This is a genomic window from Brevundimonas sp. KH_058, assembly GCF_057838505.1.
The window spans coordinates 2815332-2829440 of record NZ_CM174469.1 but is presented as its reverse complement, the minus strand read 5'-3'; the positions used below and the strand labels follow the sequence as shown (position 1 = coordinate 2829440).

The 14109-nt window shown below is 65.6% G+C and carries 16 protein-coding genes; 7 read left to right on the top strand and 9 right to left on the bottom strand.

Annotated elements, in window-relative coordinates; all coding sequences use genetic code 11:
• Positions 1-82: 82 nt before the first annotated feature.
• Together AC3ISA_RS13965 and AC3ISA_RS13960 are read left to right on the top strand one after the other, a co-directional pair.
• Positions 83-1324 (top strand): patatin-like phospholipase family protein, encoded by a 1242-nt coding sequence (locus AC3ISA_RS13965; RefSeq protein WP_489178337.1) that lies wholly within the window; start codon positions 83-85, stop codon positions 1322-1324.
• Between the two features lie 2 nt (positions 1325-1326).
• The gene (locus AC3ISA_RS13960) at positions 1327-1515 is read left to right on the top strand and encodes a DUF4169 family protein (RefSeq protein ID WP_489178336.1); all 189 of its coding nucleotides are present in this window, start codon (positions 1327-1329) and stop codon (positions 1513-1515) included.
• Between the two features lie 4 nt (positions 1516-1519).
• Here the strand turns inward: AC3ISA_RS13960 and AC3ISA_RS13955 are convergent, their stop codons facing one another.
• Entirely contained in the window at positions 1520-2404 is an 885-nt protein-coding gene (locus AC3ISA_RS13955) for a DMT family transporter (protein ID WP_489178335.1), read from the bottom strand.
• Between the two features lie 105 nt (positions 2405-2509).
• On the opposite strand from AC3ISA_RS13955, the gene AC3ISA_RS13950 reads away from it, so the two are divergent.
• Genes AC3ISA_RS13950 through AC3ISA_RS13940 form a run of 3 tightly spaced genes read left to right on the top strand, consistent with a single transcriptional unit; the run spans position 2510 to position 3882 of the window.
• Entirely contained in the window at positions 2510-2917 is a 408-nt protein-coding gene (locus tag AC3ISA_RS13950) for a YbaY family lipoprotein (protein WP_489178334.1), read from the top strand.
• Complete coding sequence (locus tag AC3ISA_RS13945; RefSeq protein ID WP_489178333.1) at positions 2914-3138, top strand: ribbon-helix-helix domain-containing protein; 225 nt, start codon at positions 2914-2916, stop codon at positions 3136-3138. The genes AC3ISA_RS13950 and AC3ISA_RS13945 overlap by 4 nt, the downstream gene beginning before the upstream one ends.
• A 24-nt stretch (positions 3139-3162) precedes the next feature.
• Entirely contained in the window at positions 3163-3882 is a 720-nt protein-coding gene (locus tag AC3ISA_RS13940) for an SIMPL domain-containing protein (protein WP_489178332.1), read from the top strand.
• On the opposite strand, the gene AC3ISA_RS13935 is transcribed toward AC3ISA_RS13940, so the two are convergent.
• Positions 3863-4048: a hypothetical protein gene (locus AC3ISA_RS13935; protein WP_489178331.1), complete on the bottom strand. Its 186-nt coding sequence runs from the start codon at positions 4046-4048 to the stop codon at positions 3863-3865. The two genes, AC3ISA_RS13940 and AC3ISA_RS13935, sit on opposite strands and share 20 nt — an antisense overlap.
• Positions 4049-4215: 167 nt before the next feature.
• On the opposite strand from AC3ISA_RS13935, the gene AC3ISA_RS13930 reads away from it, so the two are divergent.
• Positions 4216-6570 carry an ATP-dependent helicase gene (locus tag AC3ISA_RS13930; RefSeq protein ID WP_489178330.1) on the top strand — a complete coding sequence of 785 codons (2355 nt, stop codon included), beginning with the start codon at positions 4216-4218 and terminating at the stop codon, positions 6568-6570.
• Positions 6571-6603: 33 nt separating this feature from the next.
• Complete coding sequence (locus AC3ISA_RS13925) at positions 6604-6786, top strand: DUF3606 domain-containing protein (protein WP_008259491.1); 183 nt, start codon at positions 6604-6606, stop codon at positions 6784-6786.
• Between the two features lie 9 nt (positions 6787-6795).
• On the opposite strand, the gene AC3ISA_RS13920 is transcribed toward AC3ISA_RS13925, so the two are convergent.
• From AC3ISA_RS13920 to AC3ISA_RS13890, 7 genes are all read right to left on the bottom strand, one after another.
• On the bottom strand, positions 6796-7956 hold the full coding sequence (locus AC3ISA_RS13920; RefSeq protein WP_489178329.1) for a low temperature requirement protein A: 1161 nt from the start codon (positions 7954-7956) through the stop codon (positions 6796-6798).
• An 89-nt stretch (positions 7957-8045) separates the two neighbouring features.
• Positions 8046-9452: a dihydrolipoyl dehydrogenase gene (gene lpdA / locus AC3ISA_RS13915; protein ID WP_489178328.1), complete on the bottom strand. Its 1407-nt coding sequence runs from the start codon at positions 9450-9452 to the stop codon at positions 8046-8048.
• Positions 9453-9454: 2 nt separating this feature from the next.
• Complete coding sequence (locus AC3ISA_RS13910) at positions 9455-9934, bottom strand: glutathione peroxidase (protein ID WP_489178327.1); 480 nt, start codon at positions 9932-9934, stop codon at positions 9455-9457.
• Between the two features lie 15 nt (positions 9935-9949).
• On the bottom strand, positions 9950-11248 hold the full coding sequence (locus tag AC3ISA_RS13905) for a pyruvate dehydrogenase complex dihydrolipoamide acetyltransferase (RefSeq protein WP_489178326.1): 1299 nt from the start codon (positions 11246-11248) through the stop codon (positions 9950-9952).
• Positions 11245-12615, bottom strand: a complete 1371-nt coding sequence (locus tag AC3ISA_RS13900; RefSeq protein WP_489178325.1) for a pyruvate dehydrogenase complex E1 component subunit beta — start codon at positions 12613-12615, stop codon at positions 11245-11247. The genes AC3ISA_RS13905 and AC3ISA_RS13900 overlap by 4 nt, the downstream gene beginning before the upstream one ends.
• A gap of 3 nt (positions 12616-12618) precedes the next feature.
• Complete coding sequence (pdhA, locus tag AC3ISA_RS13895; RefSeq protein ID WP_135195511.1) at positions 12619-13647, bottom strand: pyruvate dehydrogenase (acetyl-transferring) E1 component subunit alpha; 1029 nt, start codon at positions 13645-13647, stop codon at positions 12619-12621.
• Between the two features lie 133 nt (positions 13648-13780).
• Positions 13781-14080: an FtsB family cell division protein gene (locus AC3ISA_RS13890; protein WP_135195658.1), complete on the bottom strand. Its 300-nt coding sequence runs from the start codon at positions 14078-14080 to the stop codon at positions 13781-13783.
• Between the last annotated feature and the right edge of the window lie 29 nt (positions 14081-14109).

Genomic DNA, 14109 nt, shown 5'->3' with positions numbered 1-14109 from the left:
GACGCTTGTTCTCTGATGTGGTGACAGGCGCCGCCCCGACGCGGTAGAGAGCACGTCTCCAGAAAGGGTTGGAAACAAGCGCATGCGGCGGATCGGATCGGGCCTGTTCGGCATCGTCATGGCCTTGGCGTTGAGCGCGTGTGGCACACTGGATCGGCCAACCGGCCCGCTCAGGATCACCGACGGCACGCTGGTCAAGGCCGAGGACCCGCGCATCCGCGCCAACGACACCGCGCGACTGCAGGCCTTCACCCAGGAAATCGGCGAACGGTTGCGGCCGGATCATCCGACCTCGATCCTGGCCCTGTCTGGCGGCGGGGCCAACGGCGCCTATGGAGCCGGGCTGCTGGTCGGTTGGACCCAACAGGGCGACCGTCCGGTGTTCGACGTCGTCACGGGGGTCAGCACCGGCGCCCTTGCGGCTCCCTTCGCCTTCCTGGGCTCGGAATGGGATGACGAGCTTCAGCACGCCTACACCAGCGGCGGTGCTGACAACCTGCTGAGCTGGCGCAGTTTCGCCGCCTTCCTGAACCCCAGCCTGTTCTCGTCGCAAGCGCTGCGAAACCTGGTGGACGAGAACGTCACACCCGAACTGATGCAGGCCGTGGCGCGCGAGCACGCCAAGGGCCGTCGCCTGCTGGTCGCCACGACAGATCTGGACAGCGAACAGACCGTCATCTGGGACATGGGCCTGCTGGCGACCCAGGGCGACGAGAACGCCCGCGAACTGTTCAAGGAGGTGCTGGTCGCCTCAGCCAGCATTCCCGGCGTCTTCCCGCCCGTGCTGATCGCGGGTCTTCAGGACGACGACAAGGTCGTGCTGGAAATGCACGTCGACGGCGGGGTCAACACGCCCTTTCTGGCAATACCCGAGGATCTGATGCTGTGGACCCGGCCCAAGGACGAGGGTCGCGTCGGCGCCCTCTATGTCATCGTCAACGGTCAGGTCGGTCGCAACGACGGCGTCACGCCCGGCCGCCTGTCCGGCATTCTGGCGCGGACCTATGACAGCATGAGCAAGTCGTCGCTGCGCATCCACCTGGCGGTGACGGCGGCCTTTGCGCGGCGTAACGGTTTGGACATGGCACTGTCGGCCATTCCCGACAATGTCGCCGCCTCCAGCCTCAAGTTCGATCAGGAAACCATGACGGCCATGTTCGAACTGGGTCGCCAGCGCGGACGCGGCGCAGACGCCTGGACCCGGCTGGGCGAGCGGCCGGCGGACCAGCCGTTCATTCCCCAGACCACCATCGCGGACTCGCAGGTGCCGGCGGTGCTGGCGCCCACGCCCGCAGAAACGCCGGCAGAGCCGCCGAAGAACTGATCATGGGCGAAATCATCAATCTGAACCGGGCGAGAAAGACGCGCGCCAAGGCCGAAGACAAGGCGCAGGCCGCCACCAATCGCGTCGTCCACGGTCGAACCAAGGCCGATAAGTCCCTGTCCGCTCTGGAACGTCATCGCGCAGACAAGCTGCTGGACGGTCAGAAGCGCGATCCGAAATCGGACGGCTGACGGCTCAGGTCTTGGGCGCGCGGATCAGCATCACCTGCCCCGCCAGCACCAGCGCCAAGCCGATCAAGGCGCTCCAGCCGAAACGCGCGCCCTCGAAGATCACCGAAACCAGCATGGCGATGGGCGGCGTCAGCGCCGAGATATAGCTGGCCAGGGCATAGCCACGCTGACGGGCGATGGTGAAATACAGGCCGAACGCGATCACCGACCCGAACAGCGACAGATAGAGCAGCGACAGCACATAGTGCGGCGTCGGCTCGATCCGCCAGGTCACGCCGGTCGCAACGCCGTAGAAGGCCAGCATTACAGTGCCATAGGCCATGGCCCAGGAGGTCGCAGCCATCACGGGCGCGCCCGCCTCCTGTCCCTTCCAGGCGAACCAATTGCCGAACGCCGACGCCAGGACGGCGGTCAGGGCGAAGATCACGCCCAGCCCCGGATTGAGGCCTGCGCCCGCCGCCGTGATCTGGCCGTACAACAGCACCCCCACCCCCATGACGCCCAGGACCGCGCCGATCCACGCGGCGGGCGCCGCCTTCTGCCCGCCCATCAACCGGAACAGGATCAGGTTGACGAAGGCCAGGGCGGCGAAGATCACCGCCACGACTGCTGATGCAACCTGTCCCTCGGCCGCATAGACGAAGCCATAGCTGACCGCGAAGACGAAGGCGCCTTGCCCGATGGCGGCCAGGTGCTGGGCGCGGGTCAGGCGCAACGGCCGTCGCGTCACAGCGCAGAAGGCGAACAGGACCGCCGAGGCCAGGCCGAACCGCCAGACGATGGACACGATGGAATCGACCGGCCCCAGTTGCAGGGTGATCGCATACCAGGTCGTGCCCCAGATCAGGGCGCAGATGGCGATGGCGGCGATCATGAAAGGGCGGCTCAAGGTCGATCTCCGGCGGCGGACTGCCCGCTTATCATCGCAACACAATCGGCGCCGCTCACGTCTTGCGCCGGAGTGTGACACACTGCGGCGACAAAGGAGATCGTCATGCGAAACGCCCCCCTGATCCTGCCCGCCGCCCTGGTTCTGGCCGCCTGCGCGACCGCGCCGGAAATGACGACGGGAACGACCGTCGTGAACGTGACCGCCAGCTATCGCGAGCGCATCATGCTGCCGCCCGGCCATGTCCTGACGGTCAAGGTCGAGGATGTCAGCTTGGCCGACGCCCCGGCACAGGTGCTGGCCGAGGCCAGTGAGCCGCTGACCGGCGCACCGCCCTATCGCGTCACCCTGGGCTTCCCGACGTCTCAGATCGATCCGCGCCATACCTATGCCGCCCGCGCCGAAATCCGCGACGCGGCCGGCGCCCTGGTCTTCGTCACCGACACACGCCACGCGATCCTGACCAACGGCGCGCCGACCTCGGCCGAGATCGTGTTGAAGTCCGCGCGTTGAGCAGTCTGAGCAAACGCTCGGTCGCCTTGGCGGGCCATGCGACCTCGGTCGCGCTGGAACCCGAATTCTGGGCCGTGCTGGACCGGATCGCCGCCACGCGCGACCTCAGCAAGGCCCAGCTTCTGGCCGAGATCGACGCCAATCGCGGCCGCCGCCCCTTGGCCTCTGCCTGTCGCCTGCTGGCCCTGGACTGGGTGGCGGATCATGGGCGACAGGCGTAGCGTCCGCCGAATGGAGAGCGCCTCATGACCGACAATCGTCTGATCCCCGCCGCTGTCATGGGCGGCCTTCTGGCCCTAGGCTTCATCGGCGCCGGCGCCCTGATCGGTCAGGGCGTCATTCATGCTCGGGCGGGCGACCGCACGGTGACGGTGCGCGGCCTGTCCGAACGCAATGTGAAGGCCGACCTTGCCGTCCTGCCGCTACGCTTCACGGCCTCGGGGGATGTCCTGTCGGAAGTCCAGACCAAGATCGACGGCGATCTGGCGCTGGTCCGGCGATTCTTGGCGGCGCAAGGCTACCCTGCCGAAGCCATCGAACTGGGTCGGCTGGAGGTCGCCGACACGCGGTCGCGGGAATACGCCGCCCAGAATGGCGGGCCACGATTCATTCTGGCGCAGACGGTGATCGTACGAACCAATGATGTGGCGCGGGTTCAGGCCACGACGCGGCTGCTCAACGACTTGGTTCGTCAGGACGTGGTGCTTCAGGATTTCCAGGGGCCGTCATACATTTTCACCAAGCTGAACGACGTGCGCCCGCAGATGATCGCAGAGGGCACGGCGGCGGCTCGCACCGGCGCGGAACAGTTCGCCAACGACAGCGGCACGCCGCTGGGCCCGATCCGTCAGGCCACCCAGGGCTCGTTCGAAATCCTGCCGCGTGACGGCTCAGGCGGCGACGAGGCCGCCTCCATCGACAAGAAGGTCCGGGTCGTTACGACCATCACCTATAGTCTGAAGTAGCCTCTCCAGATGCCGCATCGTCGGATTGCGATCGTCCGATGAATTCGACGTCGGCATGCGGGTCTTCGCCCACTTCGACCAGCGCGACCCATACCGCCATGATCAGAAACATCCCGACCATGCCCAGGATGAAGGCCAGCCAACCCGCCTTCTTGCCCTGCGGCATGCGGCCCGAAGCCGCCTTCCTCGTGTGAGTGTTTCGCTGCATCGCACCTAGGAACCTGTCGTCGATCCGCCGGGTTCCGAGGTTTCATTGTGGCGGCGGCCCTGACATTGCCGCGCGGTCCCCTTATGTTCCGGTTTCGAATCTGATTGACGGATGTTTCTGCGCCTGTGACCGATCTCCCCGCCCCCCGTATTTCCGACCTGGCGCGAGCCCGCGCGCCCGAGGGCGAGGCGTCGCGCGACTATCTGAAGGGGCTGAACCCGGAGCAGCGCGAGGCGGTCGAGACGACCGAGGGGCCCGTTCTGGTCCTGGCCGGCGCGGGCACAGGCAAGACGCGGGTCCTGACCACGCGGTTGGCGCATATCCTGGCGACGGGCCGAGCAAAGCCCTGGGAACTGCTGACCGTCACCTTCACCAACAAGGCCGCGCGCGAGATGCGCGAGCGGATCAGCCATCTTATCGGCCCGTCGGCCGAGGGGCTGCGTTGGCTGGGCACCTTCCACTCGGTCGCCGCTCAAATTCTGCGCCGGCACGCCGAACTGGTCGGGCTGAAGTCCAGCTTCACCATCCTGGACACCGACGACCAGGAACGGGTGCTGAAGCAACTTCTGGAAGCCGCCAACATCGACACCAAGCGCTGGACGCCCAAGTCGCTCAGCGGCCTGATCGACCACTGGAAGAACCGCGGCTGGACGCCCGAGAAGCTGCCGCCCGGCGAGGATTTCGCCAATGGCAAGGGTCAGGGTCTTTACGCCGCCTATCAGGCGCGGTTGCGCAGCCTGAACGCCTGCGACTTCGGCGACCTGCTGCTACACAACATCACCATCCTGTCGCAGCACGCGGACCTGGCCGAGGAATACCGCCGCCGCTTCCGCTACATCCTGGTCGACGAATATCAGGACACCAATGTCGCCCAGTATCTGTGGCTGCGGCTGCTGACGGCCTCGACCAGCAATGTCTGTTGCGTTGGCGACGACGACCAGTCGATCTATGGCTGGCGCGGGGCCGAGGTGGACAACATCCTGCGCTTCGAGCGCGATTTCCCCGGCGCCAAGATCGTCAAGCTGGAGCGGAACTATCGCTCGACCAGCCATATCCTGGGCGCGGCCTCTGGCCTGATCGCCGCCAATCGCGACCGGCTGGGCAAGACCCTGTGGACCGAGGACGACAGCGGCGACAAGGTGCGGGTGCGCGGCGTCTGGGACGGCGAGGCCGAGGCCCGGCTGATCGCCGACGAGATCGAGACCGCGCGCCGTCCCCACGCCGGTGAGCCCGGCCTGAAATACAAGGACATGGCCATCCTGGTCCGCGCCTCGTTCCAGATGCGGGCGTTCGAAGAGCGGCTGGTCATGCTGGCCATCCCCTATGCCGTCATCGGCGGCCCCCGCTTCTTCGAACGGGCCGAAATCCGCGACGCCCACGCCTATATGCGGCTGATCCAGTCCGAGGACGATGATCTGGCGTTCGAGCGGATCGTCAATGTGCCCAAGCGCGGAATCGGCGACACCAGCGTGCAGAAGGTGCTGCAACTCGCCCGCCAGCACGGCCTGTCCGCTCTGACCGCCGTGCGCGGCCTGATCAACACCGACGAGCTTCAGGCCCGCACCCGCACCGCCCTGTCCAACTTCTTGCGCGATGTGGATCGCTGGCGCGCCCTGTCCGAGACCACGCCCCACTGGCAGGTCATGGAGACGGTGCTGGAGGAGAGCGGCTACACCGACATGCAGAAGGCCGACCGGACCAGCGGCCAGACCCGGTTGGACAACCTGAAGGAACTGACCCAGTCGATGCAGCAGTTCGAGACGCTTCAGGCCTATCTGGAGCATGTCTCGCTGGTCATGGATCTGGAGCGCGCGAACAGCGAAGACCCCAACGGTGACGGGGCGGTGCAGATCATGACCCTGCACGGCGCCAAGGGGCTAGAGTTCCCGCTGGTCTTCCTGCCCGGCTGGGAGGAAGGCGTCTTCCCCAGCCAGCGCAGCATCGACGAGAAAGGCGAGAAGGGCCTGGAGGAGGAACGCCGCCTGGCCTACGTCGGCGTCACCCGCGCCAAGCAGGACGCTCGGATTTCGTTCGCCGCCAACCGTCTGGTCTATGGCCGGTGGACCTCGCAACTGCCCAGCCGCTTCGTCGATGAACTGCCCATCGCACACGTCGATCCGCAATCCGACACCGGCTATTACGGAGCCTCCGCCGGCATGAAGGAGGCCAAGAGCCGCTGGGACGACGCGCCCTCGTTCGGCAGCGGCTATTCCTCGCCCGGCTGGAAACGCGCCCAGAGCTTCACCGCCGCCCAGACGCCTGCGAAGATTCCAGCCCGCAAGACCGTTATCGAAGGTGACGGCCGCCTTGTCGCCACGGCCGACCCCAAGTCGAGCTCAGGCTGGGCCAAGGGCGAACGCGTCTTCCACCAGAAGTTCGGCTACGGCAATGTCCGCGTCATCGAGGGCAACAAACTGCTGGTCGATTTCGAGAAGGCCGGGGAGAAGCGCGTGATCGACAGTTTCGTCGAGAAGGCCTAATTCGGCGATCTACCCCAACAGACGGAGCCGACCATGGCGGGCCTCAAGGACAAGCGCGGCTTCATAGACAAGGACCGCATCGACCTGTCCGAGCGGCAGTCTGTCGAATACTGGATGAAACGCTGGGGCGTGACCCGCGACCAAATCACCGCCGCCCACCGCAAGGTCGGCCGCATGACCAAGGACATCGCTGCCGAACTGGGCAAGAAGCGCTGAGGTCGCGCCTCAGTCCCGACTTCGTCGAGCTTCCCAGGCGACGACAACCAGCAGCACCGCCGTCGAAATCAGGCTGAGCCAAAGCGAAGACACAGGCGCCAGGCCCGTCAGCGCCGCCGCCATCAGCAACAGCAGAAATCCGCAAGCCGCCAGCCGATCAATCGCCCAGCGCCCCCACACGCAATAGGCCGCCAGCGACGATCCGAATAGAAAGATGGCCGGTCCGCCCAGGATGGCGACGGTCATGTGCGCCTGCGAATGGCTCAAGGGATGGGCCAGCACGAACTCGTCTCCCACAGCGGACACGACGATGCCCGCGATCAGGACGATGGGTGCATAGGTATAGGCCCGACGGGCGATGGCGCCGGCGTCTCGGGCATGCGCGATGAACTCCGACGCGGCCTCGTGCTTGCGGCCAAAATAAAGCTGCCACATCGCAATGGTGGTCAGGAAGCTGGAGGCGAACGCGGCGATGGTCGCGGCGCCCCAAGTCAATTCCGCGAAGGTGGCGCCGGTGACCAGCAAGGTTTCGCCCAGGCAGATGATGACGAACAGGCCGACACGCTCGGCCAGATGCGCGCCTTCGACCGTCCAGTCCGTGCTATCGGCGCGGCCGAGGCCCGGCGTGCGATAGCCCGACGCTGGACCGGCGTATTCCACCGCCAGCGCACCCAGCCACCAGAACAGTCTCTGCTCGGGATCGGCGAACCCGCCCGCGATCCAGAAGACGCCGGACAGCAACGCCCAGCTCAATATCCGCTGGAAGTTGCGCGTTAGACCCCGGTCGCTCCGCGCGGCCCACAGCATGAACAGGGCGCGACCGACGTGGATGGCGACGAAGGCGCCGGCGAAGACCAGTCCTCTTTGATCGAATGCTTCCGGCAGGGCGATGGACATGACCAGCCCGATGGCCATGATCGCGAACAGGGCGATCCGCACCGGTGTCTGCTCCACGTCCAGCCAGTTCGTGACCCACGACGTGTAGATCCAGCTCCACCAGACGGCGGCCATCAGCATCAGGGCCTGGAGGGCGCCGAGCGGGGTCGGATGCTGGATCAGCAGATGACTGATCTGGGTAATGGCGAAGACGAAGACCAGGTCGAAGAATAATTCGACGAAGCCGACGTGGGCGTGCTGGCCCTTCACCCGTTCGCGCAGCAGTGAAACCATTCGACATTCCCCGTTTGGAAAAAGCCTAGTCTCGCGCGCGGTCGCCGTCATCCTCCGGATCGCGCCGGAGGATGAGCGTTACGGCTGGATCAGAGGTGAATGGTGCGGCCGTAGGCGTCCAGCGCCGCTTCGTGCATGGCCTCCGACATGGTCGGGTGCGCATAGACGATGCCGTGGATGTCTTCTTCCGTCGCCTCCATGGTGATGGCGGTGACATAGCCCTGGATCATCTCGGTGACTTCGTGGCCGATCATGTGGGCGCCGATCAGGGCGCCGGTCTTGGCGTCGAAGATCACCTTGACGAAGCCGTCGATCTCGCCGGCGGCCACGGCCTTGCCGTTCACGCGGAACGGGAAGCGGCCGATCTTGACGTCGCGCTTCTCGGCGCGAGCGGCCTGTTCGGTGACGCCGACCGAGGCGACCTGCGGCTGGGCGTAGGTGCAGCCGGCGATGGGCGAATGGACGTTCGGCGTCTTGTAGCCGGCGATATATTCGGCGGCGTGGATGCCTTCGTGCGAGGCCTTGTGGGCCAGCCAAGGCGCGCCGGCGCAGTCGCCGATGGCGTACAGGCCCTTGATGTTGGTCTGGCAGTGGCTGTCGGTCTTGATGTGGCCGCGGTCCAGCTCGACGCCCAGCGCCTCCAGGCCGATGCCGTCGGTGTTGGCGGTGATGCCCACGGCCGAGATGCAGACCTCGGCCTCCAGGGTCTCGGCCTTGCCGCCGATCTCGACGGCGACGGACACGCCCTTGGCCGACTTGGTGACCTTGGTCACCTTGGCGCCGAGCTTGAACTTGATGCCGCGCTTTTCGAACGACTTCTGGGCGGCCTTGGAGACCTCCTCGTCCTCGACCGGCATGATGCGTTCGACCGCCTCGACGACCGTCACCTCGGCGCCCAGCGCGCGATAGAAGCTGGCGAATTCGATGCCGATGGCGCCCGAACCGATGACGACGAAGGACTTGGGCAGGCTCTTGGGCGCCAGGGCGTCGCGATAGGCCCAGATCCTGTCGCCGTCGGCCTCCAGTCCGATCTGCGGCAGGGCCCGAGCGCGGGCGCCGACCGCCAGCATGACCGACTTGGCCTCGATGGCGCGCGTGCCGCCGGCCTTCAGGGCGACGACGACCTTGGGCGCCGCGGAACCCTTTTCGAGCGTGGCCGAGCCCTCGATCACCTCGATCTTGTTCTTCTTCATCAGGAAGGCGACGCCCTTGTTCATCGTCGCCGCTACGCCCCGCGAGCGCTGGATGATGGCGTCGAAGTCGAACGAAGCGCCCGAGGCGGAGAGACCGTATTCCTTCAGGTGGCTCAGGCTCTCGAACTTCTCGCCCGACTTCAGCAGGGCCTTGGTCGGGATGCAGCCCCAGTTCAGGCAGATGCCGCCCAGGTTCTCGCGCTCCACGATGGCGACCTTCTGGCCCAGTTGGCTGGCGCGGATCGCCGCGACGTAACCGCCGGGGCCCGAGCCGATGACGACGAGATCGAATTCAGCAGCCATGGTCAGATCAACTTCTCGATGTCGGCCTTGATGGCCTCGGGTTCTGTCTGCGGGGCGTAACGGGCGACCACCCTGCCCTCGCGGTCGGTCAGGAACTTGGTGAAGTTCCACTTGATGGCCTGGGAGCCCAGGAAGCCGCGCTTCTGTTGGGTCAGCCAGGCATAGAGCGGATGCCGGTTCGGCCCGTTGACCTCCACCTTGTCGAACAGGGGGAAGCTGACGTCGAAACTCGCAGCGCAGAAGGCGGCGATTTCCGCCGTCCGGCCCGGTTCCTGCTCGCCGAACTGGTTGCAGGGAAAACCCAGCACCTCGAACGGCCGGTCAGCGAACGTCCGATGCAGCTTTTCCAGACCATCATATTGGCCGGTGAAGCCGCATTTGGACGCTGTGTTCACGATCAGCAGCGCCTGACCGCGAAACCGGTCCAGCGAAACGTCCGTGCCGTCGATGGCCCGGGCGGAGAAGTCATAGACCGAGGTCATGACCTCACCCTCCCCTTACGCCAGCATCGCGACGGGATCTTCGATCAGCGGCTTGAACGCCTGCAGGAAGCGTGCGCCGATCGCGCCGTCCACCACACGGTGATCGCAGGTCAGTGTGACGGTCATGACGGTGGCCGGCACGACCTGGCCGTTCTTGACGACCGCCCGTTGTTCGCCCGCCCCCACGCTCATGATGCAGCCTTGGGGCTCGTTGATGATCGAGGTGAACTGCTTGATGCCGAACATGCCCAGGTTGGACACCGAGAAGGTGCCGCCCTGGAACTCGTCGGGCTTCAGCTTGCGTTCGCGGGCGCGCTTGGCCAGATCCTTGGACTCGGTCGCGATCTGCGCCAGGCCCTTGGTCTCGGCCTTCTTGATGATCGGGGTGATCAGGCCGCCGTCGATCGCCACCGCCATCGAGACGTCGGCGTTGTGGTGCATGGCGATGCCTTCCGGCGTGTAGGAGGCGTTCGCCTCCGGCACGGCCTTCAGCGCCAGGGCCGCAGCCTTGATGACGAAGTCGTTGACCGACACCTTGATGCCCTGCGGCTCCAGCATCTTGTTCACCTTGGCGCGGACGGCCATCAGCTGGTCGATCTCGACGTCGATGAAGAGCGGGAAGTGCGGGACGTTCTGGATGCTGTCGACCATGCGACGCGCCACGGCCTTCTTCATTCCGTCCAGCGGGATCAGGTCGTAGCTGCCGTCCGGAATACCCATCTGGGCCAGCGACTGAGCCTTGCGCGGCTCGATGCCCGAGGTCGCAGCTGCGGCGGTCGCCGTCGAGGCGGCCGGTTGAGCGGCGACCTTCGGCGCGCCCTCGACGTCACGCTTGACGATCCGGCCGTGCGGTCCGGTGCCCTTGATCGACTTCAGATCGACGCCGTTCTGGGCGGCGATGCGACGCGCCAGGGGCGAAGAGAAGATGCGCTCGCCATTGTCCGACTTCGGTGCAGCCGGAGCCGGAGCAGCGGCGGCGGCCTTGGGCGCTTCAGCGGCGGGAGCGGCTTCGGCCTTCGGCGCTTCCTCGGTCTTGGCGGCGGGCTTTTCCTCAGCCTTGGGCGCGGCGACAGCGCCCTCGTCCTTCAGGCGGGCGATGGGCGTATTGACCTTAACGCCTTCTGTGCCTTCGGCGACCAGGATGTCGGTGATCTCGCCCTCGTCCACGGCCTCGACTTCCATCGTGGCCTTATCGGTTTCGATCTCGGCGATCACGTCGCCGGCGGAGACGATGTCACCGACCTTGACGTGCCATTTGGCCAGAACGCCCTCCTCCATCGTCGGAGACAGGGCGGGCATCAGGATGTCGGTCATGCCATCACCTGTTTCACGGCCGCGATGATCTTGTCCACGCCCGGTAGCGACAGCACTTCCAGGTTGGCGGCGTAAGGCAGCGGCACGTCTTCCTGATGCACCCGCAGCGGCGGCGCGTCCAGATAGTCGAAGGCGTGTTCGATGACGCGGGCCACGACCTCGGCGCCGACGCCCATCGGCCCCCAGCCCTCTTCGGCCGAGACCAGACGGCTGGTCTTCTTGACGCTCTCGACGATGGTTTCGGTGTCCAGCGGACGCAGTGTGCGCAGATCGACGACCTCGCACTCAATGCCTTCCTCGGCCAGTTTCTCGGCGGCCTGCAGGGCGAAGCCGACCATGCGGCTGTGGGCCGTGATGGTGACATCCTTGCCTTCGCGACGGACCTTGGCCTTGCCGATCGGCAGGACATAGTCCTCGACGTCCGGCACGTCGAACTCCAGGCCGTACATCATCTCGTGTTCGAGGAAGACGACGGGGTTCGGGTCGCGGATGGCGGCCTTGAGCAGTCCCTTGGCGTCGGCCGCGTCGTAGGGCGCAATGACCTTCAGGCCCGGAACCTGAGCATACCAGGCCGAATAGTCCTGGCTGTGCTGGGCGCCGACGCGCGAGGCGGCGCCGTTCGGGCCGCGGAACACGATCGGCGCGCGGATCTGACCGCCCGACATATACAGGGTCTTGGCGGCCGAGTTGATGATGTGGTCGATCGCCTGCATGGCGAAGTTGAACGTCATGAACTCGACGATCGGCTTCAGGCCCGACATGGCGGCGCCGACGCCCAGGCCGGCGAAGCCATGCTCGGTGATCGGGGTATCGACGACGCGCTGGTCGCCGAACTCCTGCAGCAGGTCGCGGCTGACCTTGTAGGCGCCTTGGTACTGGGCGACTTCTTCGCCGATCAGGAAGACTCGGTCGTCACGACGCATCTCTTCGGCCATCGCGTCGCGCAGGGCGTCGCGCACGGTCGTCTTGACCAGTTTGGCGTCGGCCGGGATTTCTGGGTCGCGCAATTCGACCTTGGGGGTCGAGGTCTGTGCCGGGGCCTTCTCGGGATCGCCGGTCTTGCCTTCGGCCGCGGCCTTGGGCGCCTCAGCAACTTCGGCCGCCTTGGGCGCGGGCGCCGCTGCGCCGTCTTCGCCGGCAAGCCGCGCGATCGGCGTATTGACCTTCACGTTCTCCGAACCTTCGGCGACCAGGATTTCCAGCACTTCGCCTTCGTCCACGGCCTCGACTTCCATCGTGGCCTTGTCGGTTTCAATCTCAGCAATCACTTGGCCGGCCGACACGGTGTCGCCCGCCTTGATGTGCCATTTCGTCAGCGTGCCCTCTTCCATCGTGGGGGACAGCGCCGGCATCAGAATGTCGGTCACGGATCAGGCCTCCACGTAGACGTCGGTATAGAGCTCGGACGGATCGGGTTCCGGGCTCTCTTGGGCGAATTGAACAGCTTCGGCGACGATCGCCTTGATTTCGGTGTCGATGGCCTTGAGCTCGTCCTCGGTCGCATTGGCGGCCGACAGCAGCATCTTCAGGTGATCGATCGGGTCGCGAGTCTTCTTGACCTCGTCCACCTCTTCCTTGGTCCGGTATTTCGCCGGGTCGGACATCGAGTGGCCGCGATAGCGATAGGTCTTCACTTCCAGGATGAAGGGGCCGCCGCCTTCGCGGGCGCGCTTGACCGCACGAGCCGTGGCGTCGCGCACGGCCAGCACGTCCATGCCGTCGACCTGTTCGCCCGGAATGCCGAAGCTGGCGCCGCGCTGATAGAGTTCGGTCGTCGAAGACGAGCGTTCGATGCTCGTGCCCATGGCGTACTGGTTGTTCTCGATGATGTAGATGGCCGGCAGCTTCCACAGCTGCGCCATGTTGAAGCTCTCGTACACCTGACCCTGGTTCGAAGCGCCGTCGCCGAAATAGACGAAGGCCACCGAATCGTCGCCGCGATATTTGCCGGCGAAGGCCAGGCCGGTGCCCAGCGCCACCTGGGCGCCGACGATGCCGTGACCGCCGTAGAAGCCGGTCGGCACGTCGAACATGTGCATCGACCCGCCCTTGCCCTTGGACGAACCGCCGCTGCGGCCAGTCAGCTCGGCCATGACTTCCTTGGGATCCATGCCGGCGGCCAGCATATGGCCGTGGTCACGATAGCCGGTGATGATCTTGTCGTGGCCCTGTTTGACGCTCTCCTGAACGCCGACGGCCACGGCTTCCTGGCCGATGTACAGGTGGCAGAAGCCGCCGATCAGACCCATCCCGTAGAGCTGACCTGCACGCTCCTCGAAGCGGCGGATCAGGACCATCTCGCGATAGAAGCGAAGCAGGTCCTCCTTGGACGCCGTCGGCGTATTGGGCAGTTTGTCAGGCGAAGTCGTCTGAGCGGATTTGGCTGGGGCTTTCGCCATCCGGTATCTCCCGGCTAGGCGTCGAGAACCGACGCCTTCTTATCGTTACGGAAAGGGGCTTTAGCAGCCTTCCTTCCCGGAAGGCAAAGGGGTGGGAGCCGCCCTGTAACAATAGTTCAAGTGGCGAGTGTTTTCACCCTTGAACGGCAGGCCCCGGCACGCGGATCACATAGTCGCGGGGGTCCGAGAAGCCCAACACAGCGCGAGCGCGCTCTTCCAGCAAATCACGGGACAGACTGTCGGTGCGCAGATAACGCACACGCGTCTCAAGATCGCGACGCTGCTCGGTCAGATGCGCCAATTGGTCCTCGCGCTGCCCCAGCAGGGCATCGCGGGAAGAGCCGCTCAGCAAGCCGCGCTCGCCCGTCAGCGCCTGCACCCCAAGATAGGCAAGCAGCAACAACAGGGCGAAGGACAGGCGGTAAGGTTTCATCCATTCGGGCACTTAAAACGCTCCTTCTG

What these genes read in the sequence shown, in the direction of transcription:
- AC3ISA_RS13965 (WP_489178337.1), top strand. Translation starts at nt 83, where the DNA reads ATGCGGCGGATCGGATCGGGCCTGTTCGGCATCGTCATGGCCTTGGCG.
- AC3ISA_RS13960 (WP_489178336.1), top strand. Translation starts at nt 1,327, where the DNA reads ATGGGCGAAATCATCAATCTGAACCGGGCGAGAAAGACGCGCGCCAAG.
- AC3ISA_RS13950 (WP_489178334.1), top strand. Translation starts at nt 2,510, where the DNA reads ATGCGAAACGCCCCCCTGATCCTGCCCGCCGCCCTGGTTCTGGCCGCC.
- AC3ISA_RS13940 (WP_489178332.1), top strand. Translation starts at nt 3,163, where the DNA reads ATGACCGACAATCGTCTGATCCCCGCCGCTGTCATGGGCGGCCTTCTG.
- AC3ISA_RS13935 (WP_489178331.1), bottom strand. Translation starts at nt 4,048, where the DNA reads ATGCCGCAGGGCAAGAAGGCGGGTTGGCTGGCCTTCATCCTGGGCATG.
- AC3ISA_RS13925 (WP_008259491.1), top strand. Translation starts at nt 6,604, where the DNA reads ATGGCGGGCCTCAAGGACAAGCGCGGCTTCATAGACAAGGACCGCATC.
- AC3ISA_RS13920 (WP_489178329.1), bottom strand. Translation starts at nt 7,956, where the DNA reads ATGGTTTCACTGCTGCGCGAACGGGTGAAGGGCCAGCACGCCCACGTC.
- lpdA (WP_489178328.1), bottom strand. Translation starts at nt 9,452, where the DNA reads ATGGCTGCTGAATTCGATCTCGTCGTCATCGGCTCGGGCCCCGGCGGT.
- AC3ISA_RS13910 (WP_489178327.1), bottom strand. Translation starts at nt 9,934, where the DNA reads ATGACCTCGGTCTATGACTTCTCCGCCCGGGCCATCGACGGCACGGAC.
- AC3ISA_RS13905 (WP_489178326.1), bottom strand. Translation starts at nt 11,248, where the DNA reads ATGACCGACATCCTGATGCCCGCCCTGTCTCCGACGATGGAGGAGGGC.
- pdhA (WP_135195511.1), bottom strand. Translation starts at nt 13,647, where the DNA reads ATGGCGAAAGCCCCAGCCAAATCCGCTCAGACGACTTCGCCTGACAAA.
- AC3ISA_RS13890 (WP_135195658.1), bottom strand. Translation starts at nt 14,080, where the DNA reads ATGAAACCTTACCGCCTGTCCTTCGCCCTGTTGTTGCTGCTTGCCTAT.